Below are 26419 nucleotides of genomic sequence, written 5' to 3'. Positions count from 1 at the left end.
TCGTACGCATTCGAAAGGCACCCCGTGACCAGCGAGAACAACTTCGTCGGCCCCACCGACTCCTCCCGCGTCCCGCGCTACGCGGGCCCCGCGACCTTCGCCCGGCTGCCGCGTCTCGACGAGGTCGGCACGGCGGACGTGGCCGTGGTCGGCGTCCCCTTCGACACGGGTGTCTCCTACCGGCCGGGCGCCCGCTTCGGCGGCAACGCGATCCGGGAGGCCTCCCGCCTCCTCCGCCCCTACAACCCGGCGCAGGACGCGTCGCCGTTCGCGCTCGCCCAGGTGGCGGACGCGGGTGACATCGCCGCCAACCCGTTCAACATCAACGAGGCCGTCGAGACGATCGAGGCGGCGGCCGACGACCTCCTCTCCACCGGCGCCCGCATGATGACGCTCGGCGGCGACCACACCATCGCGCTCCCGCTGCTGCGTTCGGTGGCCAAGAAGCACGGCCCGGTCGCCCTGCTCCACTTCGACGCGCACCTCGACACCTGGGACACCTACTTCGGCGCCGAGTACACGCACGGCACGCCGTTCCGCCGCGCGGTGGAGGAGGGCATCCTCGACACGTCGGCGCTGTCGCACGTGGGCACGCGCGGCCCCTTGTACGGCAAGCAGGACCTCACCGACGACGAGAAGATGGGCTTCGGCATCGTCACCTCGGCGGACATCTACCGCCGCGGTGCCGACGAGGTCGCCGACCAGCTCCGCCAGCGCATCGGCGACCGCCCGCTCTACATCTCCATCGACATCGACTGCCTCGACCCCGCCCACGCCCCCGGCACGGGCACCCCCGAGGCGGGCGGCATGACCTCGCGCGAGCTCCTTGAGATCCTGCGCGGCCTGGCCTCCTGCAACCTCGTTTCGGCCGACGTGGTCGAGGTGGCGCCCGCGTACGATCACGCGGAGATCACCGCCGTCGCCGCCTCGCACACCGCGTACGAGCTGACGACGATCATGTCGAGGCAGATCGCGGAGTCCCGTACGGCCTCCTGACCTTTTCGGAGGGACACACCCGATGACCCACGACCACGACCTGGTCCTGCGCCCCACGCCCCGCCAGAGCGAGGCGGCGCTCAACCCGCCGCCGGGGCGCACGGGCGGCGACCTCGTCGTGGAGGCGCTCGCGGGACTCGGCGCGTCCACCGTCTTCGGCGCGCCGGGTGAGCACGCCCCCGCCCTCGTCGACGCGGTTCTCCGCTGCGGTCCGCTGCGGTACGTGCGCCTGCGTACGGAGCTGGGCGCGGGGTTCGCGGCGGACGCGTACGGCCGGACGACGGGGGAGGTCGCCCCGCTCCTCGTCCCGGCGGGGCCGGCCGCTCTGCTGACGCTGCCCGCGCTGGAGGAGGCGGCGTCGGGGTCGGCGCCGGTGCTCGTGGTGTCGAGCGGGCTGCAGCGGTCGGCGGCGTTCGCGGACGTGGTGAAGTCCGTCCACACGGCGCGTACGCAGTCCCAGATTCCGTCCGCGATCGCGGAGGCGTGGGAGTCGGCGCTGAGCGTGCCGCACGGCCCGGTGTATGTGGAGATCCCGCAGGACGTCCTCGCGGCCCCGGCGACACTGCCCGTCCTGACGGCGGCGGACGCGTTCCCGCACGAACTCGCTCCGCTGCCCGAACTCACGGCCCTGGCGGCGGATCTGCTGGCGCGGGCGGAGCGGCCGGTGATCGTCGCGGGCGGCGGCGTGATCCGCGCGGACGCGTCCGGCAAGCTGCGTGCCCTTGCGGAGAGGGTGTCCGCGCCGGTGGTCTGCACGTCCGGCGGCAAGGGCGCGTTCCCGTGGGAGCACCCGTTGTCCCTCCAGTCCTGGCTGGGCGAGCGGGAGGTGACGGAGCTCTTGGAGGACGCGGATGTCCTGCTGGTCGTGGGATCCGGGCTCGGCGACTGTGCGTTCGCTCCGCGTGGCCGGGTGATCCAAGTCGAGGCCGACGCGGCCAAGCTGGAGTCCAGGTATCCGGCTCTCGGTATCCACGCGGACGCCCGCCTCGCCCTCCAGGCGCTGCTGGAGACGATCGAGGAGGATCGTGTCGACGAGGCGGCGCCGGACAGAGTCGCCGAGGTCCTGACCGCCGTACGACGCCGGTGGGTCGGTGACGAACTCGCGGTGACGCGCGACGTGTTGACGGCGGTACGTGATGCCCTGCCCGCCCGCGCGCCCTCATTCTGGGACCTCACGCCTCTGACGTATGGGGCCTGGCGAGCCTGGTCCGGCCCCATGCACTCGGCGCAGGGCGCGGGCGGCCCTGGTCACGCCTTCCCGGCCGCCCTCGGCGCGGCAGCGGCCGACCCGACGACCCCGGTCCTGGCGGTCTCGGGCGACGAGGGCGCCCTGTACGCGCTGGCCGAACTGGCCACGGCGCAGCAGGAATCCGCGAACGTGACGTGGCTGATCACCGACGACGGCAACGGCCCGGACTTCGTAGCCCTGTCGAACTCCTTCGGCGTCCCCGCGCTACGTACGTCACCGGAAGCGCTCCGGGACGACCTGACGACGGCACTGAAGTCACCCGGGCCGCGGGTGGTCGTGCTGCCGGTCCGGTTGAGGGCGTTCGCCGGGTCGCATGTGGGGTCCGAAACCCACTGACCGGGGGCGATGCGGGCGCCAGATGTCCACGTCGGCTCAGCCGTCGGCTGCCGGGCGCGGACCGTACACCGCCGCCGGCACGCTCAACCGCGCCGAGACCTCGGCCAGCCAGCCGCCCGGTGTGTACGGCTCCGGTGGGTCGACCTCCATGCCCAGTTCAGCGACGGCCTGTGCGTAGACGGCCTCGTCGAGATCGAGCGCGAGCAGTTCGCCGAGTTCTCCGGAGAGGCGGGCGACAACACTCGGCTGTGTACCGGCGACGTAGTCGGCGATCGCCGCGTCATGGGTGTCGAACTCGTCCGGCGCGTCCTGGGAGAACCAGCCCCCGAGGAACTGGCCCAGTTCCGGGAAGCGGGCGTGCCACTCCCAGCGGGTCGCCGGTACGGCGGGGGGCGGTACCTCACCGTTCTCGACGCTGCGCCGGATGTGGTCGGCGATGACGAGAAGCCAGTCCCGAACATTCGCTTCGTCCAGGCCGATGTCGGGCACCGGGTAGAACTCCCCGAGCCTGAGGCGAAGGGGGCCCGGCGGATTACGGGCGTACTCGCGTACCTGGGACTCCGCCACGGCCAGCGCCCAAGGACGTGTGTGCCAGGTATGGCGCAGATATGCGGTCAGGGCGGCGCTCGGCTTGTCCTCGGTGTCGTCAGCGGGCTGACCCACGTACGCACGCAGCACCTGATCCAACTCGCCGTAACGGTGATCGTGCTCGAGGGGGCTCATCGGCATGGTGGACGGACCTCTATACGTAGATGGGGAAGGAGGCGTGCACGACGAAGCCGTGCGGGCTGGACGGCTCCCGCCTCAGAATCACCCTGGCCGCCCGTACATCCACAGGCTCGCGACCGGCCAACATCATCGCCTGCAACAGAACCCGGCCCACCGGGTCGGGACGCGACGGCCAGGCCGCCTCGACCGTCAGTCGAGGACGCGTCCCCTGGGCGAGCCAACGGTGGATCGCCTGCTCGTTGGCGGTGACGACCTGCTGGGTGGCCCACTGAGCGGTTTCGCGATCGGGGTAGGAGGCGGAGCGGTTCGGCTGGGCGGTCATGAATGGTCTCGCTGCATGTGTTCGCTGATGGTGTCGATGAGTGCTTGGAGTCGCTCTCTGGTGGCCCAGACGAGTCGTCCGCTCAAGCCGTTCGGGCCGGGGAAGAGCATGAGAGCCCGTTGCGCTTCCGTGGTGTAAGCGACGGCGAGTCCGTGACAGCACGGGTGCTCGTTGGTGACGGCCGTCCGCACCACTTCCGTGAAATCCCGGTCGCTCTCGTCCGCGAGAATTGCGTCGAGCCCGAAAAGATGAGGGAAAGTATGGAGGAACTCCCAACTGCCCATGGGTAGCTGCTCGTAATCAGCGACCACGCCGCGGTCCACCGAGCGCATGATTTCCGCGAGAATGCGCAGATATTCCGCAGGGTCCGTGCCGTCGCAGGCGCGGTTCAGCTTTTCCTGGAAGTCAGCCGGAAAGTGTTCCGTGCCTGCGCTCAGATCGATCGATTCGGCGAGCAGGTCCAGGACGCCGGTCGCCGCGTACGAAGAACAACTCCAGTGGGCAATCGGGTCGCTCGCCACCATCCGCCCGTAACGCCGGAGCTCGTCGTCGAGGACCAGCTCACCCTTCGACTCCTGGGCGGCGATCGCCAGGTCGAGGATTCGGACGGCCGGACCGCCCGAGAGGAGTGAAGCGGGAAAACTCAGGGTGTGCATCTGTCTCATGGTCCCTTGTGAGGCATGGCGGTCAGCACGATGAAGGGGGGCTCCAGGCCCTCCTTGTAGATCAACCGGACCTGGGCCCAGTGCTTGTCGCTGACCTGGGCGTTCATGCCGTCTGCAGCATAGTCGTCGCGCGAGACGCTGCGACCGGTGGTCTGGCCGGGGAACTCTTTGTAGAGCGGCGGCTGTATCTCCGATCTGTTGGGATCGTAGTTCGGGATGGTCTGGATCTTATGCTCAACGCTTTTGATCCACCTGTCGATGCGGTCAGCGTTGTCGATGTCCTCGATCGTCGCCGAGGTGTACCTCTGAGCGGAAGCAAGGTCGGTGAAGGAGGAGGCGGCAGGGGCACCGCTCTGATCCCGCAGTCGCGTTCTCAGCTGGTCGTCCGAGAGTCCGACATGCTTGTCGATGGCGTGAGCTCCGTAAAGCCCTTCCTGGCCCGCCAGATCCAGAGGGAAGAACATGTTGTCCGGGTCTTGCCCAGGAACGGTGTACTGGTGCTCTTTCTTGAACTCGTTGAGCGCGCGTGCCCCGAACGCCTCCGCCCGGGCCTCCTCTGCCGCGTATTCGGGAGCGCTGCGATGTGCCTCGTCCAGTGCTCCCATGAGATCGGTCAGCTGTGGTGTGAGGGCGTTGACGCGGCCGTTGTACTTCTCCACCACGGCATTCAGAGCGGCCGTGTCGATGTTCAGCGTGATCTCGGCGCCGAGTTCCGCGCCTCCCGTGACCACCCCCTTCAGGAAACGGCCGACGCCCTTGGCGCCCTCCTTGAGGTCCTTGAGGTCGACACCGTCGCTGAGGTCGATGTCGCCCACGGCCTGCTTCACGGCCTTGTAGTAGATGTCCCACACATCGCCGTTCAGATCGACGGCGGCTTCGGCATAGTCGTGCAGCAGGTCGCTGATCTTCATGGCGGAGTCATGGAGCACCGCCATCACCGGGTGCGTGGCGGTCTGACTGGAGGAGCTGTCGTGTTTCCACTGGTAGCCGGCGGTGGACTGTCCCCATGCTGTGCTGCCCCACAGCGAACTGCAGAACTGACGCATGGCGTCGTGCCACTCACTGTTGCTCTGCTGAGTGATGCTGCCGACCAGCCCGTCCAGGTTGCCCATCGCCATCCCGAGCGGCGTGGTGGAGTTCCTCCATGCCTCGGACAGCGACTGCAGGTAGTGCTGCTGCGGAAACGGGTAGACCTCGGCGACCTTGCCCCAGCGGAACGCGTGCTCCAGCAGCGGGCGGATGATGTGCCAGACGACGTCCGGAATCCACTCCAGCAGGGAACGGATGAAGTCGTCTCCGCCGTCGTCGTCACCCCACTTGAGATTGGGGACGGATTCGTACTTCGGCGGCTTGTCAATGACGACAGGCGGCTGTTGTACCTGAGCCTGGGTCTGTCCCGACGGGTCGTTCGCGGCCTCCGCTTTGGAGTAATTGTTGGCCGTCGTCGCGAAGCCGACCGCCGCACCGCCGACACTGGCGACCGACCTGGCCCGTACCTCAAGGTAGCGATTTCCGGCCCGCACGTATGCGGCCGCGAACGCCTGCGGTGCGGTGCCGTACCCGCCTGCGTCCGGATACTCCTTGAGCGCGGTGAGCAAATCTTTGGCGCCCTTGTCGAAAGGCGTCTGCTGACCGGCGAAACCGCCCGCCACCTGATGCAAGGTGGAGGGCTTGACGTCTATGGTGCCGCCTTGCGACGGCGAGGAGGACGGGCCCGCCATCAGGCGCCTCCCCAGCCGCGCAGCACCGCACGGTGAGCCGCCGCGTAATTGCCGTGGCCGGTGGTCACGACTTCGTGCAGCCACTTCTGCGACGCCCGGAGGTCCTCGGCCGACCGGCTCCATTCGTCGAGCTTGTCGATGAACGCCTCACGAGCCTCGCCGCTCCACGACAGGACGACGGGCTCAACGCGCTCGTACAGGTCGTCGAGCTTCCCGTTGAGCTGTTTGAGTATGTCCTCCAACTCTTCGGACAGGTGCTGAAGCGTCGCCAGCTTGACGGTTATGTGGTCGTCGGTGCTGGGCGGCATGGGGTCCCCCTGACTTCGAGCCATTGCCTTGCAGTGCATGGACGCCTACAGCCGTCCGCGGATCACAGCCCGTCGAGGCTGCTGCGCGGGCGAGCGGCGGGCTCGGCCGCGGCCGGGTCCGGCGAGGACAGGCGGTCGACCTCGCTGTCGACGTCCACCACGATGCTGCGCATCTGCGACAGCACCTCCAGCTCCCGTTCCGTGAAGCCGTCACGGCTCATGCGTACCGCTGACTCGATGACTTTCATGACTTCACGGATGCGCACCGCGTCCTCGGCCGCGGCCCGGTGGAAATCCCTGTACGCCGAACCCGCCGGCCCCTGCCATCCCGCTTCGATGGCATCGACGATGCCGTCCATCCGCTGCACCTGACGGGTCAGGTGTTCCTGCATGTCGTCGAGGTCGTCCGCGAGTCTGGTCAAGTCCTCGTGCTTGGCCCGCAGGTCCTTCGGAGCCTTGTGGTCGCCCACTGCCCACCCCCCGGTTGGCTGCCACTTCCTTCGCGCGGTGCACAGGCTGCTCGTGCTGCCCACTGTTCGCACAAGCGAGCCTATCCAACGGCGGACGGACAGCAGCAAGGGTTTCCCCGCGCGTCGTCGAGCGGGCGGCTTCGGGAGCCGCCCGCGCTGAGCGGTGTCGGGTCAGGAAGGGCCGTTGCCGTTGCTCGTGGCGAGCCAGTGTTGGCGGTAGTCGCCGCGGCACGTCCACTGTTCGAGCTGCGGGTGCTTGACGGGGTCGAACCCGCTCTGGTCCATGCACTTGCCGCTGACCGCGTTGACCAGGGCGAACTCGTCCCCCTTGTCGGTCGGCACGCTCGTCCACCGCTGGTCCTGGAACGACGTGACGCACGGAGAACCGACCAGCGTGTAGCCGTTCTCCATGCGGCTGTAGGCGTTGACCAGGCAGGTGCCCGACGCCACGTTCTTGAGCTGGAACCAGTCACCCTCGACCGGGACGACCTCCCACTTCTGGTTGGCGCCGCCGTGCTCGGGATGCAGGATCACCGGTGTTCCGTGCGGAGCGCTGCCGTGGTCCAGGTCCACGACCATGCCCGGCTGGTACGCCGCGCGGATCGTGACGACTCCCTGGAGACCGGGTCCCTCTACGGCGCTCGCGGCGGGCGTGGACAGCCCGGTCAGCGCGAGGCCGGCCAGGGCCAGGGCGGTCAGTGTTGTTGCCTTGCGGGCGGTGGCCATGGGTGCCTCCTCGTTGCGTACGGCACCCCAGCGGTGCCGCAACGAGTCACCACGCTGGCGCTCCGCGATGGGCGGGACCAGCCAACTCCGCCTAAACCCGACGCGATGGCCAGCGTTCGCCGCGTGTCTTGAGCGCGTCGATGAACGCCGTCCAGTGCGGTGCGGAGACGAGCAGGGCGGGCCCGTTCGGGGTCTTGGAGTCGCGGACGGGGACGCCGGTGCGGTAGCCGTCCAGGACTTCCAGGCAGCTGCCGCCCTCGTCGTTGCTGTAGGAGGACTTGCGCCAGCCCGTAGGAGACCCTTGGCCGAACGCGGTTTGGTCAGTCATGGTCTTCGTAACTCCTTGCTGTTGAGCGGAGTAGAGCCAGCGATTCCCTGAGCGGCAGAGCATTGCCCAGGGCGAAATCGTAGCGATGCTGAAACTCTTGGACCACGGACGGATTCTCATGCACCTTCCCAAGGCGCAGGGCCTCGCCATAGGCCACTGGTGGTTGGTCCTCGAACCACATCAGCGTGAGCATGTTGCTCAGGAGTGGGTGGTTGCCCAGTGCGAAGGGCAACACGTGTAGTTGAATGCGTCCGCATTCAGCGAGCCCGACCAGGTGGTTGATTTGCTCGGTCATGACCTCTGGCCCGCCGATCTGGCGCCGTAGCACTGCCTCGTCCAGCAGCGCCCACACTACGGGCGTCACCGGGTCGGTCAGGAGCTTTGCGCGCCCCAGGCGTGTGACAAGTCGCCGGTCACGTTCCTGTTCACTCAGGGGAGGGAATGGCATGCCCAGAACCGCACGTGCGTACCTCTTCGTCTGCAGAATGCCGGGCACGAACGTCAAGGCGAACTCACGGATCACCGTTGCTTGTTGTTCGAGTAGGAGGGCCGCCTCGAAGTACTCCGCGACTGCCAACTCCTCCTCCGGGAGGAAGCTACTCAGCACATCGCCGGTGTTCAGGGCCTTGTCCAAGCGTCGCGCGTCCTCCTTGGACGGCAATCGACGCCCCGCCTCGATATGCGCGATGTGCGAACGCGTCATCACGGCCGCCACCGCAAGCTCCTGCTGCGTCAGGCCGGCCGCTTCGCGCGCTGCCCGCAGCCACTCCCCATAGGTATTACTCAACGTCAGCTCCCGTGTGACAGATGCTTTGTCACATCCGACCCTCTGGCGAGCCTAGCTCTCGCGGTCTCACTCTGTGAGCGGATCGCTACACAGCGATGTCCGTGCACCACACAGGAGTTGAAGACGTGTTCAACCTCATTGCCCGCCTGTTCGGCGGTTGTCCCCGATGCGCAGGGAACCCGCCGCCGAGCGCCCCGCCCGCCGAACCCGCGGAGCCGGACCCGCCGTGCCGCCCGTCCCCGCACTTGGCTCCGCTGCGGGGAGAGGACTCGCGGCTCGTCCGGGCCTACGTGCTCGGGATGGAGGTGACTCCGTGATGTCCGGTCGGCCACGGCTTCTGCCCTGGGCCAATCTCGACGGCCACCCTTGCTACCTCGTCACCGACCCCACCGGGACCAGTCACCTGTCCCGGCTCGCGGACGACATCGAGGCCGTCCAGCTCGACATGGCCGACGAGCTGCTCGGTCACGCCGTCGACCTCATCGGCGACAGCAGCGCAACCGCGCCCCAGTTGCGGTACCTGGCGGCGCGGTTGACGGAGTCGCTGCACGACGTGCACCGCGTCGCACGCAGCCGGGGCGCCCGCCTCTCCGCCCCGGAGTGCTGAGTGTCGTCAGTGGTACGCGGCTACATGTCCTCGGGCAGTAGGCGGAACGCCGTGTGGCCAGTGAGCGGTTGAATGATGCGGAAGTCCTTGTCCGTCGTGAACAGGGCGTCCGTCCTATAGGCCTTCGCGAGCGCGACGTTCATGGCGTCCGTCAGGCCGATGCCCTTGCCGCCGCGCGCGTCGGTGTAGCCCTCCGCCACGGCGATAGCGGTCGACAGGTGTGGGGCGGTGTCCGCGACGGTGAAGCGGTTCAGGTTGCGCTGGGTGTCGATGAACCGAGCGGTCGCGAGTGCCTGCTGCGGGCCTGAGCGCGTGGTGACGATGTGGTCCAGCTCCGCCAGAACGAGCGGCGAGACGACCAGGTGTGCCATCTGCGCGAAGGCCGCCTTGTGCGCTGTATGTCCTGTCTCGCGTGGCGCCAGAAGGCGGATGAGTGCGTTGGTGTCCGCGATGACGACCGGAAACGTCACTGGCTCATGCCCCGCAGAATCTCGTCCATGTCCTCGTTGGTCATGGGCTCGCCGAGGTCGATCTCCGGCAGCTCGATGTCGCCTATGGGCGTGACAGGGTGCGGCGGGACGTCGGTGTGGTCGACAGGGACGAGTCGTGCGACGGCGCGGCCGTTGCGGGTCACGGTGATCTCCTCGCCGCTCTCGACGCGGTCGAGCAGCATGGAGGACTGCTGGTTGAGTTCACGCGCGCTGGCTTCCATGTACTACATGGTAATACATGGAAGCCGGGATGGCCGACAGGTGGCTACCAGATCGACTCGACCCACTCCGGGTGGTCGATGAACGGGTTGCGGTTGTGCTGGTACTTGTCGTAGATGGCCTGGTTACGCTTCTCCTCGAAGGCGCTCGGCGGGTCCTCGTCGCTCCACTGCTTGAGGACCGAGAGCTTGCCCATGTAGGCGGCGCTGCCGTTGTTGACCTTCTCGTTGGGCTCCAGGTCGGCGAAGCCGTCGCCGCCGTCGTAGCGCACGGCCATGTAGAGGATCATGCGGGCCACGTCGCCCTTGTCCGCGTCGCGCGGCTCGAAGGAGTCGGAGTCGGTGAGGCTGCCGCCGCCATTGGTGACGGTGCTGCCGCCGTTGTCGAAGTCCTTGTTGCCGCGGATGCTGTTCACCTGGACGTCGGCCGGGCGCAGGTGGTGCAGGTCGGTGCCGGGGCCCGTCACCTCGCCGAAGTCGCCGTGGGACTTGGCCCAGGTGTGCTCGCGGTTCCAGTCGCCGACGTCGCCGCCGTTGAGGGACTTGGCGCGGGAGACGCCGCTGTACAGCAGGATCACGTTGTTGCTGTTGTTCGGGTCCTGGTCGGTGACCTTCAGCGCGTCCCAGACGGCCGAGTACGAGATCTTCGTCTGGCTGCTGATGATCGTGTGCAGCGAGGACTTGAGGCTCGCGCCGGTCTTGCCGATCGCGTTCTTGTAGTACGTGGAGTCGTACGCGGTCGTCGTCGCGGCGGCCGGGCTCGCGGTGACCGCGGGGAGCGTGACGGCGGCGAGCAGGCCCGCGGTCGTCAGAGCGATGGTGCGTATGCGGGTTCGGGTTCCGGGCATGGGGGGTGTCCGTCCGATCTACGCGGGTTGACTGGGTAGACCGGAGCGTGACATGAACACGTAGAGATTGGGTGAACCTGCGGCGTCGGTTGTGTGTCGGAACCGGCCCCTGACGTTACGTCAGGGGCCGGTGTGCGCAGGGCTGTCAGTCGACGTCCTGTGCGTCCAGCCTGTACAGCGACGCCGAGTCCGATCCGGACGCCGAGTCCGTCGACTTGCTGTACTCGCTCGCCTTCACCGCCGTCCCGTGCTTCTTCACCCACGCGGTGACCTCGGACGAGGCGTCGTTGCCGCCGCCCATGCCGCCCCCGCCCATGCCGCCGCCGAGCTGGATGTAGTGCAGCTCGCCCTTCTTCACCAGCTCCTTGAGCTTCGCGAGCGTCATCGCCTTGTCGCTGCCCGACCAGCCCCACATCGAGATGACCGGCTGCTTCGTGGCGACGATCAGTTGCGCGGCGGACTGTGAACTCGACACCGCCACGAGCCACTTGGCTCCGTCGCGGTGCTTCTTCAGGTAGGAGGTGAGCTGGCTGTCCGCGCCGCCCCCCATGGCGCCGCCGCCCGAACGGCCGCTTCCGGTGCCGGTGCCGCCCGGCGGGGTGCCCATCTCGCCCCCGCCAGGCATCTCGCCCCCGCCCGGCATTCCGCCGCCACCAGGCATCTCGCCCCCGCCGGGGAACCCACCGCCGGACTGGCCGTCCGGCATCTCCCCGCCACCGGGCATCTCCCCGCCCCCAGGCATCCCGCCCTGCTGAGCCCCGTCCGCGTCACCGTCCCCCTGCCGCTGCTGTCCGTCGCCCGGGAAGCCGCCCCGGCCGCCGCCGCCCCCGCCACCGGGCCCGCCCATACCGCCGCTGCCCGTCGTCGGACCCGCCGTCGGATTCGTTCCGCCCATGCCGCCCGCGCCGCCCGAGGACGACGGGACCGACCACGCGTACGCCGCCGGGCCCGCGACCGCCGCGACCACGGCCGCCGCGACGGACACCGCGAGGAGGCGCAGCCGGTGGCCGGAGGCCGTACGGAAGAGGAGCAGGCCCGCGATGGCCGCCGCCATGACCAGCGCGATCGCCGGCCACAGCCAGCCGTTCCAGCCCGAGGCCCGCCGCAGCAGCACGATCGCCCAGATTCCGGTGACGCCGAGCGCGACGGGCAGCACCCACGCCCAGCGCTTGTCGGCGCGGAAGGCGCGCAGCAACATCAGGCCGCCGCCTCCGCACAGCGCCGCGATGCCGGGGGCGAGCGCGGTCGTGTAGTAGGGGTGCATCGTGCCCTCGGCCAGGGCGAACGTCAGGTAGTGCAGGACCGTCCAGCCGCCCCAAAGGATCAGCGCGGCCCTCGCCGGGTCCGTGCGCGGGGCGCGGCCGCGCAGGACCAGGCCGCCGACGAGCGCGATGCCCGCGAAGGGGAGGAGCCAGGAGATCTGGCCGCCGAGCACGTCGTTGAAGAGGCGGCCGATGCCCGCGGTCCCGGAGAAGCCGCCTCCGCCGCCTCCGCCGCCTCCCATGTTGCCGTCGCCGCCGAAGACCCGGCCGAGGCCGTTGTAGCCCATGATCAGGTCCCAGGCGGTGCCGTCCGTGGAGCCGCCGATGTACGGGCGCTCGGACGCGGGGACGAACGACACGGCCGCCGCCCACCAGAAACTGGCCACCGCGAGGGCGACCCCCGCGATCAGCAGGTGCCGCACCCGTCGCCACAGGCCGCCCTGGGCCGCGTACAGGTACACGGCGAAGACGGCGGGCAGCGCGATGTAGCCCTGGAGCATCTTGGTGTTGAAGGCGAGTCCGAAGCACACGGCCGAGCCGATGAGCGGCAGGAGCCGGCCGTCGCGCGTCGCCCGCAGGGCCAGTGCCGCGCCCGCCACCATCAGCAGGACGAGCAGCGCGTCCGGGTTGTTGTCGCGGTTGATGGCGACCGTGATCGGGGTGAGCGCGAGGACGAGCGCGGCGATCGCCGCCGCGCCGTGGCCCCACACCCGCTTGACGGAGGAGTGGAGGATCCAGATGGTGCCGAGCGCCGCCGCGATCAGCGGCAGCATCATCTGCCACGTGCCGAAGCCGAAGACCCGGCAGGACAGGCCCATCACCATCAGGACGAACGGCGGCTTGTCCACGGTCAGGAAGTTGCCCGCGTCCAGCGAGCCGAAGAACCACGCCTTCCAGCTCTCCGTGCCGCTGAGCACGGCCGCGCTGTAGAAGCTGTTCAGGCCCGAGGAGGACAGGTTCCAGGAGTACAGGACCCCGGCCAGCGCGAGGACGGCGAGGAGCGCGGGCAGCGACCAGCGCGGGGCCCTGGCCGGGGGCGGAGCGGTTCCGGGCGGCTCCGGTGGCGGCCAGCTCGACTGGTCCGGGGGCAGGGGCACGGGCGCGTGGGGATCGGTGGAATCGGTGGCTGAGGTCACCGGACCACAGTGCCGGGGCCGTTTGGGCGCGCACTGTGGTCGACCTGAGGGTTGCCTGTGGATCAGCCCCGCCGCTCGGCACGCACGTGCTCGCCCGGAGGGGAATTGTTGCGGAGGGATGAAATCCGTATGCCCCCGTGTTGGCCCTTCGGCGGAACGATCGACAGCGGGCGAGAGCGGAAGGTGCACGGCGTGGCGGAGAAACGGGGCTGGGCGCGCAGGCTCGCGGGGTACGCGTGGCGGTACCCCAAGGACGTGCTGCTCGCGCTCGGGGCCTCGCTCGGCGGGATGGCCGTCATGGCGCTCGTCCCGCTGATCACCAAGGTCATCATCGATGACGTCATCGGGGATCACTCCCGGTCCATGGGGACCTGGGTCGGCGTGCTGATCGGCGCCGCCGTCGTCGTGTACGTGATGACCTACATCCGCCGCTACTACGGCGGGCGCCTCGCCCTCGACGTCCAGCACGACCTGCGCACCGAGATGTTCGGGACGATCACGAAGCTCGACGGGCGGCGCCAGGACGAGCTGTCCACCGGGCAGGTCGTCGGCCGCGCCACCAGCGACCTCCAGCTCATCCAGGGCCTGCTCTTCATGCTCCCGATGACCATCGGGAACGTCCTCCTCTTCGTCATCTCGCTCGTGATCATGGCGTGGCTCTCGCTGCCGCTGACCCTGGTCGCGCTCGCCGTCGCGCCCGCCCTCTGGTTCATCGCCAAGCGCAGCCGCTCCCGGCTGCACCCGGCGACCTGGTACGCGCAGGCGCAGGCCGCCGCCGTCGCCGGGGTCGTCGACGGCGCCGTCAGCGGCGTCCGCGTCGTCAAGGGCTTCGGGCAGGAGGAGCAGGAGACCGGGAAGCTGCGCGAGGTCGGGCGGCGGCTGTTCGCCGGGCGGCTGCGCACCATCCGGCTGAACAGCAAGTTCACGCCCGCCCTGCAAGCCGTGCCCGCCCTCGGGCAGGTCGCCATGCTCGCCCTCGGCGGCTGGCTGGCCGTGCGCGGGCAGATCACCCTCGGCACGTTCGTCGCCTTCTCCTCCTACCTCGCCCAGCTCGTCGGCCCGGTCCGGATGCTCGCCATGGTGCTCACCGTCGGCCAGCAGGCCCGCGCGGGCGTCGAGCGCGTCCTCGAACTCATCGACACCGAGCCCTCCCTCCAGGACGGGAAGAAGGAGCTGCCCGCCGACGCGCCCGCGACCGTCGAGTTCGACGACGTGTCGTTCGAGTACGCGGGCGGTGACCGCCCTGTCCTCAATGGCCTCTCCTTCGAGATCCGCGCGGGCGAGACCCTCGCCGTCGTCGGCTCCTCGGGGTCCGGCAAGTCCACCGTCTCGCTGCTGCTCCCGCGCTTCTACGACGTCACGCACGGCGCCGTCATCATCGGGGGCCACGACGTGCGCGAGCTGACCCTGGACTCGCTGCGCGCCGCGATCGGCCTCGTCCCCGAGGACTCGTTCCTCTTCTCCGACACCGTGCGCGCCAACCTCGCCTACGGCGCCCCGGACGCCACCGACGAGCAGATCGAGGCGGCCGTGCGCGCCGCCCAGGCCGACCGGTTCATCGCCGAGCTGCCCGACGGCTACGACACCAAGGTCGGCGAGCATGGGCTCACCCTCTCCGGCGGCCAGCGCCAGCGCCTCGCGCTCGCCCGCGCCATCCTCACCGACCCCCGCCTCCTCGTCCTCGACGACGCCACCTCGGCCGTGGACGCGCGCGTGGAGCACGAGATCCACGAGGCGCTGCGCGGTGTCATGGCGGGCCGCACCACCCTGCTCATCGCCCACCGCCGCTCCACGCTCGGCCTCGCCGACCGCATCGCCGTCCTCGACGGGGGCCGCCTCGCCGCCCTCGGCACCCACGAGGAGCTGGAGGCGCACTCCCCGCTCTACCGCCGCCTGCTCACCGACCCCGACGAGCTGGGCGGCGTCTCGCCCGGACACGCCCTGCCCGCCGCCGGGCAGCCGGAGGACACCTCCGTACGGGACGAACTGGACGCCGAGTTCGACGCCGAGCGGGGCGTCACCCCCAGGCTGTGGACGGGCGACCGCGAGCCCAAGGACACCGCCCTGTCCGGGATGCCGGCCACACCCGAGCTGCTCGCGCAGGTCGACGCCCTGCCGCCCGCCGCCGACACCCCGGACATCGACGAGGCGCGGGCCGTCACGCCCGAGAAGTCGTACGGGCTCCGCCGCCTCCTCGGCGGATTCGGCAGGCCGCTGCTCATCAGCCTCGCGCTCGTCGCGGTGGACGCGGGCGTCGGCCTGCTCCTGCCCGTCCTCATCCGGCACGGCATCGACGAGGGCGTCTCACGGATGGCGCTCGGCGCCGTGTGGACGGCCGCCGCGCTCGCCCTGGTCGCCGTGCTCGTGCAGTGGGCCGCGCAGATCGGCGAGACCCGGATGACCGGACGCACCGGCGAGCGCGTCCTCTACTCGCTCCGGCTGAAGATCTTCGCCCAGCTCCAGCGGCTCGGACTCGACTACTACGAGCGCGAGCTGACCGGCCGGATCATGACGCGGATGACGACCGATGTCGACGCGTTGTCGACGTTCCTGCAGACCGGGCTCGTCACCGCGTTCGTCTCCGTCGTCACGTTCTTCGGCATCATGGTCGCCCTGCTCGTCATCGACGTCCAGCTCGCCCTCGTCGTCTTCGCGACGCTGCCGCCGCTGATCGTCGGCACGTTCTTCTTCCGCCGCTCCAGCGTCAAGGCGTACGAGCTGGCGCGCGAGCGCGTCTCCGTCGTCAACGCCGACCTCCAGGAGTCCGTCGCCGGGCTGCGGATCGTGCAGGCGTTCCGGCGCGAGAAGGACGGCGCGGAGCGGTTCGCCGCGGGCAGCCAGGCGTACCGCAAGGCCCGTATCCGCGGGCAGTGGCTGATCTCCGTCTACTTCCCGTTCGTGCAGCTCCTGTCGTCCGTCGCCGCTGCCGCCGTCCTTATGGTCGGCGCGCACCGGGTCGACGCGGGCACCCTCACGACCGGCGCGCTCGTCGCCTACCTCCTCTACATCGACCTGTTCTTCGCCCCCGTGCAGCAGCTGTCCCAGGTCTTCGACGGCTACCAGCAGGCCACCGTCTCCCTCGGCCGCATCCAGGAGCTGCTGCGCGAGCCGGCCTCGACGGAGAACCCGCGCGCGCCCCGCGACGTGCCGGCCCTGCGCGGCGAGATCGCCTTCGAGGACGTCGACTTCGCGTACGGCACGGAGGAGGCGGCGCTCACCGACGTGACCCTGCGCATCCCCGCCGGGCAGACCGTCGCCTTCGTCGGCGAGACGGGCGCGGGCAAGTCGACGCTGGTCAAGCTGGTCGCCCGGTTCTACGACCCGACCGGGGGACGGGTCACCGTCGACGGCACCGACCTGCGCGACCTCGACCTCACCGCCTACCGCCACCGGCTCGGCGTCGTCCCGCAGGAGGCCTACCTCTTCCCCGGCACGATCCGCGACGCCATCGCCTACGGGCGGCCCGACGCGAGCGACGCGCAGGTCGAGGCGGCGGCCCGCGCGGTCGGCGCGCACGACATGATCGCCACCCTCGACGGCGGCTACCTCCACGCGGTCGCCGAGCGGGGCCGCAACCTCTCCGCGGGCCAGCGCCAGCTCATCGCCCTGGCCCGCGCCGAACTCGTCGACCCGGACATCCTCCTGCTCGACGAGGCGACGGCCGCCCTCGACCTCGCCACGGAGGCGCAGGTCAACCAGGCCACCGACCGCATCGCGGGCCGGCGCACCACCCTCGTCGTCGCCCACCGGCTGACGACGGCGGCCCGCGCCGACCGGGTCGTGGTGATGGACCACGGCCGCGTCGCCGAGGACGGCACGCACGACGAGCTGCTCGCGCGGGGCGGGAAGTACGCCGCGCTGTGGCGGACCTTCATAGGGGAGGACGTCAGCACGACGGCGGCCTGACGGCGCCGGTGCAGCTGTGCTGTGCTGTGCTGTGCAACCGTGCGGGCCGTCTCTCGCGTCCGTACCTCAGTACGCTGATGCCGAGGTGACGGGAGCGGCGAATCGTGGCAGGAGGGGACAGCGGTGCGAAGAGGTGACGAAAGCGGCATAGCGGGGGCCCACGGGCCACGCCGCCTGCTCGCGCTCGCGCTGGCCGCGCTCGTCTCCGCCGCGCTGCTCGTCGTGGCCGGTCCCGGGACCGGCGGCGCGCACGCCGCCGCGCTCTGCGCCGGGCACAAGGTCCGCACCCTGTCGTTCGCCACCGGCAAGGCCGTCGTGTACCGCACCGGCGGCTACGTCTGCGCCGTCACCCTCGCCAAGCGCACCGGCGTCCGCCAGACCATGTCGGTCAGCGTCCAGGCCCGCGGCAGCCGCGCCGTCGTCGACCAGGGCCGCTTCACCCACCACGCGGGCCCGGTCACCGTCCACGCCGGGCACCGCTGCGTACGGATCAAGGGCCGGGTCGGTGCGAAATCGGTCGGTACGGGCTGGATTCTGTGCTGACCTGACCGGCGTGCGTCCACGCATGTCGTGCTGAGCGGACACCAAGTACCCCTGGTGGTACGCGAAACCCTCCGATAGTTTCCGGAGCGACCCGTGTAACTCCAGGGGAGGGTGTATGCGCAAAGCGCTCAGATGGCTGTTGTCGCTCGTGGTGCTCATAGGCACGGTGAGCGCCGCCGGAATGTCCACGGCGACCGCCGCCACGGACACAGCCGACATCAAGGACCGGCTCCTCGCCGTATCCGGCATGAGCCTCGTCGAGGAGAAGCCGTACACCGGCTACCGCTACTTCGTCCTCAACTACACCCAGCCGGTCGACCACCGGCACCCGTCGAAGGGCACCTTCCAGCAGCGCATCACCGTGCTGCACAAGGACGTCAGCCGCCCGACGGTCATGTTCACCAGCGGCTACAACGTCTCGACGAACCCGTCGCGCAGCGAGCCGACCCGCATCGTCGACGGCAACCAGGTCTCCGTCGAGTACCGCTTCTTCACGCCGTCCCGGCCGCAGCCCGCCGACTGGTCGAAGCTCGACATCTGGCAGGCCGCCAGCGACCAGCACCGCATCTACCGGGCGCTCAAGTCCGTCTACGGCCAGAACTGGCTGACCACGGGCGGCTCGAAGGGCGGCATGACCGCCACCTACTACGAGCGCTTCTACCCGCGTGACATGGACGGTGTCGTCGCCTACGTCGCCCCGAACGACGTCGTCAACGACGAGGACTCCGCCTACGACCGCTTCCTCGCCGGCGTCGGCCCGAAGGACTGTCGCGTCGCCCTGCAGAAGGTGCAGCGCGAGACGCTCGTGCGCCGCACCGCCCTGGAGAAGAAGTACAAGGAGTACCTCGCCGCGAACAACTACACCGTGAACACGGTGGGTTCGCTCGACAAGGCGTACGAGGCGACCGTCCTCGACCTCGTGTGGGGCTTCTGGCAGTACCAGCCCGAGTCGGCCTGCGCGGACGTCCCTGACGCGAAGACCGTCACCGACCAGGCGCTCTTCGACTACGTCGACGCCGTCGGCGGCTGGTCCTCCTACGCCGACCAGGGCCTGGAGCAGTACACCCCGTACTACTACCAGGCAGGCACCCAGCTCGGCTCGCCCGACATCAAGCAGCCCTGGCTCGGCAAGCTCTCCCGCTACGGCTACCAGCCGCCGCGCAACTTCGTCCCGCGCACCATCCCGATGACGTTCCAGAAGCACGCGATGCGCGACGTCGACACGTGGGTGCGCCACCACGCCACCCGCATGCTGTACGTCTACGGCGACAACGACCCGTGGGGTGCCGAGCCCTTCCGGCTCGGCGCCGGAGCCCGTGACAGCTACGTCATGTCGGCGCCGCACGCCAACCACGGCGCGAACGTGGCCGCTCTGAACGCCGACGACAAGGCGCTCGCCACCGAGCGGATCCTCGACTGGGCGGGCCTGTCCGGTACGACGGCCAAGGCACCGCACGACGCGAAGCTCGACCGGGTCGACGGCGCGCGGCAGTTCACGCTGCGCCCGTGACATCGGCAGGTTGAAGAAGGGGGCCGCTCATGCGGCCCCCTTCTCTCCTGCCTACGTCTTCGTCGCGCAGCCCACCCTGTCCGTCCCGCTGAGCGTCACGTAGAGGGTGGTCGCCGCGGGGCAGTCGATGCGGTCCGGCACCGAGGAGCCGACGCGGTACTGCGGCGCGTGCTCGCCCGAACCGTCGCAGGCCGTCTCCCTGACCTGCCCCCGCCCCGTGGAGTACACGCAGTCGCCGACGATCGTGCGGGGACCGCCGCCCGCGCCCGGGTCGCCGGGGTGCGGCGGCCGGAGGTTGCGCATGCAGGCGTAGCCGCGGGTGACCTTCCCGTCGCCGTTCTCGTCGGCGTCGTGCCCGTCCGGCGTCGCGTGCGTCTCGCTGATGTGCAGGACGAAGTCGGTACGGGCCGGGCACGCGGGACCGTTCACGGCGCTGCCCTCGTGCCGCGCGGTGACCCGGGCGACGGCGCGCCCGCTGCCGCACCCCACCTCGCCGAACCCCGTGGACCCGCGCGCCCCGCACTCACCGGCCGCGAGGAACACCGCCGCCGTGCCGGAGGGGGACGGTTTCCTCGGTGGGTCGTCGCCCGACCCGGACAGGGCCTGGCACCCGGCCAGCGCGAGCGCGAGGAACGGCGCCGCACACACCGCCCCCACCGTCCGCGCGTCCATGGCAGCCCCCCGAGACACCCGTCCAGCGTGGCCCGGGGACCGGGCGCACGCCAGACGCGCGGGGGTGCTTTGCGACGTTCAGGGGCGGTGCGTCCTTGGTGCGCCGTACGCCCCTGTACGCCCGGCCGCGTACCGTTCCCGTACTGAACGTGCTGACGTCAGTACCGCAGGCCGTGTCCGACCGGGTACAGGACCTGCGCCGGGTCGTCGGCCCGCTGCACCGGCACCGGCAGCTTGCCGCGGGGTGCGGCGCGGCCCGCCAGGACCCGTACCGCCGCCCGCAGTTCGACGTCGATCCAGGAGTACGCGGCCACGTGCGCCCGCGCCGCGCCCAGCTGGGCCACGTCGTAGGGGTTGCGCATCGACAGGGTGATCACCGGGACGCCGGTCGCGGCGACGGCGTTCACCAGCTTCTGCTGGGCGCTGCCCGCGGCGACGTTGTACGTGCCGACGAGCACGGCGTCCTTGCCCGCTGCGGCGGCCACCGCCTGGTCGATGACGGCCTGGCCCGGCGCGGTGCCGGTCGCAAGGACCGACGCCGAGAAGCCGAGTTCGGTCAGGGCGGCGCCCAGCACGGTCGTGGGCGGGCCGTCGCTGAGCGAGGGGGACGCGGGGTTCGCGCCGAGCACGAGGACGTTCTTGTGGGTGCGCCGGTTCAGGGGGAGCAGCCGGTCCTTGTTGACCAGGAGCGTCGTCGTGCGCTCGGCGATCTTGTCGGCCGCCGCCAGGTGGGCGCGGGTGCCCACGGCGTGGTCGACACCGCGCCGGGTGACGTACGGGTCCTTGAAGAGCCCCAGCTTCGTCTTGAGCCGCAGGATGCGCAGGATCGATTCGTCGAGCCGCTGTTCGGTCAGCTCCCCGCTCTGCACGGCCTTCAGGACACCGTTCCACGCGACGTCCAGGGAGGGCGGGTTGAGGAGCTGGTCGACGCCCGCCTTCAGGGCGAGCACCGGCACGCGGTCGTCGCCGTACTTCGTGCGGACGCCCTCCATGCCGAGCGAGTCGGTGATCACGACACCGTCGTAGCCGAGCTTCTCGCGCAGGATGCCGGTGAGGATGGGGCGGGAGAGGGTCGCGGGGTCCTCGGCCGGGTCGAGCGCAGGGACGACGAGGTGCGCCGTCATGATCGAGTCGATCCCGGCGGCGATCACGGCCTTGAACGGCGGGGCGTCCAGCTTCTCCCACTGCTCGCGGGTGTGCGTGATCACGGGGAGGCCTGTGTGGCTGTCGGTGGCGGTGTCGCCGTGACCGGGGAAGTGCTTGGCCGTCGCGGCGACACCGGCCGACTGGTACCCCTCGACCTGCGCCGCGGCCATCCTCGCCACCGCCGCCGGTTCCGCGCCGAAGGAGCGTACGCCGATGACCGGGTTGGCCGGGTTGATGTTGACGTCCGCGTCCGGGGCGTAGTCCTGGTTGATGCCGAGCGCGCGCAGCTCGGCGCCGGCGATCGCGGCCGCCTGGCGCGCGTCGGAACGGGAGCCGCCCGCGCCGAGCGCCATCGCGCCTGGGAGGAGCGTGGCGGGCTTGCCGACCCGGGCCACTATGCCGTGCTCCTGGTCGGTCGAGACGATCAGCGGAATCTTGGAGGGCAGGCGGCGGCCGGCCTCCTGGATGCCGTTGCTGAGATCGGCGATCTGGTGCGGGTCGCGGACGTTGTGCGCCCACGCGAAGTAGATGATGCCGCCGAGCTTGTACTTGTCGATCATCTCCGCGGCTGTGCGGACGCCGATCTCCTTGAGGTTGGCGTCGATGTCGGCCTGGTCCGGGGCGGTGGCCGAGTGGCCGTAGACCCGCATGACGAAGAGCTGGCCGACCTTCTCCTCCAGGGACATCCCGGAGATGATCCGCTTCAGCTTCGCGTCGCTCTTGGCCGAGCGGTGGCCTGCGGTGGCGGCCTGGGCGGCGGGTGCGGTGCTCAGGCCTGCGGCGGCGATGCCGGCCGTGGTGGCGGCGAGCAGCGTCCGTCTGGAGAGACCCCTGCTGCGGGGGGTGGTGTGGCGGTGGTGCACTTGCGCTCCTTCCGGGGGAGGGGCGGGGCTGGCACGAGCGCGGCTGAAAATTTCTTCCGCGCGTCACGGTTACCCGGAAAGTTTCTGCCGGTCAAGGGAATCGGCGCGGAAGCGGTGCGATTCCCTCGCGTCTGCCGGGCTTGCACCGTCCCCGGGTGCGGCTTGCGTCGTGGCCGGTCGCGCAGTTCCCCGCGCCCCCGGGATGCGCACTGCGTGCGGCATCCCCCTGTTCTCGTGCGCGACGCCGTCGTGGCTGGTCGCGCAGTTCCCCGCGCCCCTGAGGCACACGGCTTCGCCGCGGCCACATAGGGCGCAGTTCCCCGCGCCCCTGCGGCATGCGGCTTCGCCGCGGCCTCATGGGGGACGCGGCCCTGGAATGGCGCACGTAGTGCGCATTTCAGGGGCGCGGGGAACTGCGCGGGCAACCACGACGAAAGCCGCACTCAGCGACGGGAGCGAGGACTCAGGCCGACTCGTTGAGCAGCCGGGCCAGATACTCCCGCCCCGCACCGAGAATCCCCGGAAGCGGCGCAGCCGACTCGTACCAGCGTGCCTCGTACTCCCAGCACAACCACCCGTCCCACCCCTCCCGGCTGAGCACCTCCACACACTCACCCAGCGGCAGCGCCCCCGCCCCGAGGGCCAGCGGCGTCGTGTCCTCAGGCCCCGCGATGTCCTTCACCTGCACGTACCCGAGGTACGGGGAGAGCGCCGCGTACGACACAGAAGGCTGCTCACCGCCGAGCCAGGTGTGCATGACGTCCCAGAGCACACCCACGTTCCGGTGACCGACGGGCCCGACGACACGCGACGCGTCCGCACCCGTCCGGTGCGAGTCGTGGGTCTCCAGGAGGACGCGGACCCCGCGCTCCGCCGCGTACTCGGCGGCGACACCGAGACGCCGGGCGGCCGTGGCATCGGCCTCCGCGCGACCCGCCTCGTCGAGATCGTCCCCGCCGCCGGGGAAGACGCGGACGTACGGGGCGCCGAGGTCGCGCGCGAGATCGATCAGGGCGCGTACGTCGTCCAGGACGGCGGTGTCGTCACCGGCCGCGGCCACCCGCGCGTACCCGGCGACACCCAGGATCTCGACACCCGCCGCCTTGAACGTGTCGGCCACGTCGGCGCGGGCCGCCGCGTCGAGGCCCGGGTGGACCGGCTCCTCGGGGTGCGCGCGCAGCTCCACGCCGTGGTAGCCGTGCGCGGTCGCGAGGCGGAGGACTTCGGCCAGCGGCTGGCCGGGGACACCGAGAGTGGAGAACGCCAGTTTCATGGGGCGGACCATACCCGCGCTGCCGTCGCTCACTCAGGCGTGCCGTGCAGCGGGAGCCGCCAGTCCTGCCCGGTCAGATCGGCGCCGAAGGAGCGGTGCGGGACCTCGCCGACCAGCACGAACCCGTGCCGCTGGTAGAGCGAACGGGCGGCCTTCAGCACGTCGTTCGTCCACAGCACGAGCTCGCGGTAGCCGACGCCGCGCGCGAAGTCGATCACCGCGCGCACCAGCCGGTCGCCGATGCCGAGACCGCGCGCCTCCGGCTCCACGAGGAGCAGCCGAAGGCGCGCCGTGCCCGGCGCCTCGTCCCGTACGCACATGACGCACCCGACCGGCCGGCCGTCGAGCTCGGCGATCCACACGCGCTCCAGGTACGGGTCGTGGTCCTGGGCGAAGTCGGCGACGATCCGGGCGACCAGGCCCTCGTACTCCGCGTTCCAGCCGAACTCGGCGGCGTACACCGCTCCGTTGCGGGCCACGATCCAGCCGAGGTCGCCGGGGCCGGGGTCGCGCAGGGCGACGTCCTCGGCGCGCGGCGCGGCGCGGCCGTCGCCGAGGACCGAACGGACCGTGCGCAGCGCCTCCGCGAGCCGGGCCCGCTCGGCCGCGGGCACGGTGTCGAGGAGCGCCCCGACCTGTTCCCGGGACCGCTCGTCGAGCAGCTCCGCGGCGTTGCGCCCGCGCGGGGTGAGGGTGATGCTGCGGCGCCGCGAGTCCCGCTCGGACGTCCCGCGCTCGACGAGCCCGTCCCGTTCGAACTTGCCGAGGATGCGGCTCAGGTACCCGGCGTCGAGGTGCAGCCGGGCCCGCAGATCGGCCGCGTCGAGCCGCCGCCGCCCGCGCTCGGGGTGCGCCAGCTCGTACAGCACGCGCGACTCGGTGAGGGTGTACGGGGCGTACAGGTGGCGGCTGTAGTCCAGCGCGCCGATGACGTTCGTGTAGAAGCGGTTGAAGGACCGGATGTCCTGCACGGTCATGGTTCGGCTCACCTCACGGAACTCACGACGTTCATGACCCCCGCGACGGTCCCGAATCGTTGACTCAGTCAGAGGTCCGGGGGTGCCCGCCACGCTACGCCGCACCACGGGCGGCGTCCATGGCCCGGACGAGTCCCCGACCACACCTGGCCGAGGCCCGTGACGCCCGGACGTCGGCCGCCATCCGGTGAACCTCGGACCCCCATCTGGCGGGGGCCTGGCGCGTCCTCCTGAAGTCAAGACCGTGCATATGGCAGGTATAGCGGTTCAAGAGCGGCCCATGGGTTGGCCAACCCCTTCCCGCCCGTTGGCCGTGATTTCACCGTTCGCCCCCTCCGCCCCACGGTGAACGGCCCGCACAGTGGTGCCAACGGCCCGTCGGACACGGGCCGTTGGCATGTCCGATCCGCTCGTCCGTCCGCCCGTCCAACCAGCCAGCCAGCCAGCTCAAGGGGGCTCTTTCCATGGCCGAACTGACCCGACGCAGACTCCTCGGTTCCGCGGCAGGCGCGGTCGGGGGCGCCGCCGCGCTCTCGCTGCTGCCGCCCAGCGTGCAGAAGGCGGTGGCCGCCGGGCCGCCCCGCAAGGGTTCGCTGCGCGACATCGAACACGTCGTCATGCTCATGCAGGAGAACCGGTCCTTCGACCACTACTTCGGCACGCTCAAGGGCGTACGCGGCTTCGACGACCCGAACGCGCTCAAGCTGAGCAACGGCCGCTCGGTGTTCTTCCAGCCCGACCCCGAGAACCCCAAGGGCTACCTGCTCCCGTTCCACCTGGACACGCGCTCCACCAGCGCCCAGGCCATCCCCTCCACCAGCCACGCCTGGTCCGTCCAGCACGAGGCGTGGAACAACGGGGCGATGGACCAGTGGCTCCCCGCGCACCGCAAGGCCGACGGCGTCAACGGCCCGTACGTCATGGGGTACTACACGCGCAAGGACATACCGTTCCAGTTCGCGCTGGCCGAGACCTTCACCATCTGCGACAACTACTTCTGCTCCGTCTTCGGCCCGACCTGGCCGAACCGGCTCTACTGGATGACCGGCACCATCGACCCCTCCGGCACCCAGGGCGGCCCCGTCCTCAACAACACGGCGCCGACCCCGTACCGCTGGACGACGTACGCCGAGCGGCTCCAGGCCGCCGGGGTGAGCTGGAAGGTGTACCAGCAGGACGACGACTACGGCTGCAACCTCCTCGAACAGTTCGCCAGCTTCAAGAACGCGCAGCCCGGCTCCGACCTCTACGAGCGTGGCATGCGGCCGCAGCCCGAGGGGACCTTCGAGGACGACGCGCGGGGCGACCGGCTCCCGGCGGTCAGCTGGATCATCCCGACGGGCCACCAGTCCGAGCACCCCGACTACCTGCCCGCCGCCGGGGCCGACTTCGTGGCCCGCAAGATCGAGGCGATCGCCGCCAACCCGAAGGTCTGGGCGAAGACCGCCTTCATCCTCAACTACGACGAGAACGACGGCCTCTTCGACCACGTGCCGCCGCCGACGCCCCCGGCGGGCACCGCCGACGAGTTCGTGGGCGGCCTGCCCATCGGCGGCGGCTTCCGCGTCCCGGCGATCATCGTCTCGCCGTGGACGGTCGGCGGCTGGGTGGCCACGGAGGCGTTCGACCACACGTCGGCGCTGCAGTTCCTGGAGAAGTTCACGGGCGTGGAGGAGCCCAACATCACCGACTGGCGCCGGTCCACCTTCGGCGACCTGACCTCGGCGTTCCGCTTCCGCCACGCCGCGCCCCGGCCGCCGCACCTGCCCCACGACACGGCGGCCCAGCTGGAGCAGGCGAAGGAGGAGGTGGCAACCCTGCCGAAGCCCACCCTCCCCGGCGCGGACCAGCAGTTCCCCCACCAGGAGCGCGGGCGACGGCCGCACGTGTGACGCCATGCGCCCGTGGCGCGGGGCACCGCCCCCGCTCCGCACGGTCCCCGCGCCGACCGGCCCTCGGGGCCTGCGGGTGCCTCCGCGCCGACCGGGCCCCTGGCCGTGCGGGTGCCTCCGCGCCGACTGGCCTTCGAGGCCGTGCGGGTGTCCCCGTGTCGACAGGGCCCCTGGCTGTGCGGGTGCCTCCGCGCCGACCGGCCCTCGGGGCCTGCGGGTGCCTCCGTGCCGACCGGGCCCCTGGCTGTGCGGGTGCGTGCCTCCGCGCCGACTGGCCCTCGGGGCCGTGCGGGTGTCCCCGTGCCGACAGAGTGCCGGGCCCGTGCGGGTGCCCCCGCGCCGCCTGCGCGTGCGGCTGTGCCGCAGCCCCATGGCCGCGCGGGTGGCGGCCCGAGCTTGCCGCCGCGCGGCGCAGTCCCGCGCGGGCGCACCAGGGCC

General features: G+C 70.7%; 24 protein-coding genes. 7 read left to right on the top strand and 17 right to left on the bottom strand.

The features are described from left to right. Nucleotides 1-24 precede the first annotated feature (24 nt). Nucleotides 25-996: an agmatinase gene (gene speB / locus N5I75_RS12545; protein ID WP_476676814.1), complete on the top strand. Its 972-nt coding sequence runs from the start codon at nt 25-27 to the stop codon at nt 994-996. A 22-nt stretch (nt 997-1018) separates the two neighbouring features. Continuing rightward, nucleotides 1019-2581: a thiamine pyrophosphate-binding protein gene (locus N5I75_RS12540; protein ID WP_476676812.1), complete on the top strand. Its 1563-nt coding sequence runs from the start codon at nt 1019-1021 to the stop codon at nt 2579-2581. Nucleotides 2582-2617: 36 nt separating this feature from the next. Here N5I75_RS12540 and N5I75_RS12535 read toward each other — a convergent pair whose 3' ends face one another. The 9 genes from N5I75_RS12535 to N5I75_RS12495 form a co-directional block, all read right to left on the bottom strand. Beyond that, complete coding sequence (locus N5I75_RS12535) at nt 2618-3310, bottom strand: contact-dependent growth inhibition system immunity protein (protein ID WP_476676810.1); 693 nt, start codon at nt 3308-3310, stop codon at nt 2618-2620. Between the two features lie 13 nt (nt 3311-3323). Beyond that, complete coding sequence (locus N5I75_RS12530) at nt 3324-3632, bottom strand: RNase A-like domain-containing protein (protein ID WP_476676808.1); 309 nt, start codon at nt 3630-3632, stop codon at nt 3324-3326. Further along, on the bottom strand, nt 3629-4288 hold the full coding sequence (locus tag N5I75_RS12525; protein ID WP_476676807.1) for a hypothetical protein: 660 nt from the start codon (nt 4286-4288) through the stop codon (nt 3629-3631). The genes N5I75_RS12530 and N5I75_RS12525 overlap by 4 nt, the downstream gene beginning before the upstream one ends. Nucleotides 4289-4293: 5 nt before the next feature. Further along, nucleotides 4294-6018, bottom strand: a complete 1725-nt coding sequence (locus N5I75_RS12520; protein WP_476676805.1) for an RNase A-like domain-containing protein — start codon at nt 6016-6018, stop codon at nt 4294-4296. After that, nucleotides 6018-6326: a WXG100 family type VII secretion target gene (locus N5I75_RS12515; protein ID WP_476676803.1), complete on the bottom strand. Its 309-nt coding sequence runs from the start codon at nt 6324-6326 to the stop codon at nt 6018-6020. The genes N5I75_RS12520 and N5I75_RS12515 overlap by 1 nt, the downstream gene beginning before the upstream one ends. 62 nt (nt 6327-6388) lie before the next feature. Beyond that, nucleotides 6389-6796, bottom strand: coding sequence for a WXG100 family type VII secretion target (locus tag N5I75_RS12510; protein WP_476676801.1), 408 nt, complete (start codon nt 6794-6796; stop codon nt 6389-6391). A gap of 171 nt (nt 6797-6967) precedes the next feature. After that, nucleotides 6968-7522, bottom strand: coding sequence for an RICIN domain-containing protein (locus N5I75_RS12505; RefSeq protein ID WP_476676799.1), 555 nt, complete (start codon nt 7520-7522; stop codon nt 6968-6970). A 91-nt stretch (nt 7523-7613) separates the two neighbouring features. Further along, nucleotides 7614-7850, bottom strand: coding sequence for a DUF397 domain-containing protein (locus N5I75_RS12500; RefSeq protein WP_476676798.1), 237 nt, complete (start codon nt 7848-7850; stop codon nt 7614-7616). Continuing rightward, complete coding sequence (locus N5I75_RS12495) at nt 7843-8637, bottom strand: helix-turn-helix domain-containing protein (protein ID WP_476676796.1); 795 nt, start codon at nt 8635-8637, stop codon at nt 7843-7845. The genes N5I75_RS12500 and N5I75_RS12495 overlap by 8 nt, the downstream gene beginning before the upstream one ends. A gap of 316 nt (nt 8638-8953) precedes the next feature. Between N5I75_RS12495 and N5I75_RS12490 the strand changes: the two genes are divergently transcribed. Continuing rightward, complete coding sequence (locus N5I75_RS12490) at nt 8954-9244, top strand: hypothetical protein (RefSeq protein ID WP_476676794.1); 291 nt, start codon at nt 8954-8956, stop codon at nt 9242-9244. A 20-nt stretch (nt 9245-9264) separates the two neighbouring features. Here N5I75_RS12490 and N5I75_RS12485 read toward each other — a convergent pair whose 3' ends face one another. The 4 genes from N5I75_RS12485 to N5I75_RS12470 form a co-directional block, all read right to left on the bottom strand. Then, complete coding sequence (locus tag N5I75_RS12485) at nt 9265-9714, bottom strand: PIN domain-containing protein (protein WP_476676792.1); 450 nt, start codon at nt 9712-9714, stop codon at nt 9265-9267. Further along, nucleotides 9711-9956 carry a type II toxin-antitoxin system Phd/YefM family antitoxin gene (locus tag N5I75_RS12480; protein ID WP_476676790.1) on the bottom strand — a complete coding sequence of 82 codons (246 nt, stop codon included), beginning with the start codon at nt 9954-9956 and terminating at the stop codon, nt 9711-9713. The genes N5I75_RS12485 and N5I75_RS12480 overlap by 4 nt, the downstream gene beginning before the upstream one ends. A gap of 44 nt (nt 9957-10000) precedes the next feature. After that, nucleotides 10001-10801, bottom strand: a complete 801-nt coding sequence (locus tag N5I75_RS12475) for an endonuclease I family protein (RefSeq protein WP_476676789.1) — start codon at nt 10799-10801, stop codon at nt 10001-10003. 145 nt (nt 10802-10946) lie between these two features. Beyond that, on the bottom strand, nt 10947-13199 hold the full coding sequence (locus tag N5I75_RS12470; RefSeq protein WP_476676787.1) for an ArnT family glycosyltransferase: 2253 nt from the start codon (nt 13197-13199) through the stop codon (nt 10947-10949). A gap of 192 nt (nt 13200-13391) precedes the next feature. Here N5I75_RS12470 and N5I75_RS12465 point away from each other — a divergent pair, with 192 nt between their 5' ends. The 3 genes from N5I75_RS12465 to N5I75_RS12455 all read left to right on the top strand — a co-directional run bounded on the left by N5I75_RS12465 (nt 13392) and on the right by N5I75_RS12455 (nt 19158). Next, nucleotides 13392-17105, top strand: coding sequence for an ABC transporter ATP-binding protein (locus tag N5I75_RS12465; RefSeq protein WP_476676786.1), 3714 nt, complete (start codon nt 13392-13394; stop codon nt 17103-17105). Between the two features lie 123 nt (nt 17106-17228). Continuing rightward, a complete protein-coding gene (locus N5I75_RS12460; protein ID WP_476676784.1) occupies nt 17229-17648 on the top strand; it encodes a hypothetical protein in 420 nt (139 codons plus the stop codon). Between the two features lie 115 nt (nt 17649-17763). Further along, entirely contained in the window at nt 17764-19158 is a 1395-nt protein-coding gene (locus tag N5I75_RS12455) for a S28 family serine protease (protein WP_476676782.1), read from the top strand. 51 nt (nt 19159-19209) lie between these two features. Here N5I75_RS12455 and N5I75_RS12450 read toward each other — a convergent pair whose 3' ends face one another. From N5I75_RS12450 to N5I75_RS12435, 4 genes are all read right to left on the bottom strand, one after another. Next, nucleotides 19210-19830 carry a hypothetical protein gene (locus tag N5I75_RS12450; protein WP_476676781.1) on the bottom strand — a complete coding sequence of 207 codons (621 nt, stop codon included), beginning with the start codon at nt 19828-19830 and terminating at the stop codon, nt 19210-19212. 158 nt (nt 19831-19988) lie between these two features. Next, complete coding sequence (locus N5I75_RS12445) at nt 19989-21839, bottom strand: glycoside hydrolase family 3 protein (protein WP_476676779.1); 1851 nt, start codon at nt 21837-21839, stop codon at nt 19989-19991. 463 nt (nt 21840-22302) lie between these two features. Beyond that, on the bottom strand, nt 22303-23112 hold the full coding sequence (locus N5I75_RS12440) for a sugar phosphate isomerase/epimerase family protein (RefSeq protein ID WP_476676777.1): 810 nt from the start codon (nt 23110-23112) through the stop codon (nt 22303-22305). 29 nt (nt 23113-23141) lie between these two features. Continuing rightward, on the bottom strand, nt 23142-24089 hold the full coding sequence (locus tag N5I75_RS12435) for a bifunctional helix-turn-helix transcriptional regulator/GNAT family N-acetyltransferase (RefSeq protein WP_476676775.1): 948 nt from the start codon (nt 24087-24089) through the stop codon (nt 23142-23144). 464 nt (nt 24090-24553) lie between these two features. Here N5I75_RS12435 and N5I75_RS12430 point away from each other — a divergent pair, with 464 nt between their 5' ends. After that, nucleotides 24554-25981, top strand: coding sequence for an alkaline phosphatase family protein (locus tag N5I75_RS12430; protein WP_476676773.1), 1428 nt, complete (start codon nt 24554-24556; stop codon nt 25979-25981). The last annotated feature ends 438 nt before the right edge of the window (nt 25982-26419 follow it).

The organism is Streptomyces sp. R818, from assembly GCF_056172735.1.
The sequence above is the reverse complement of the archived record's forward strand: the minus strand, read 5'-3'. Positions and strand labels throughout refer to the sequence as shown.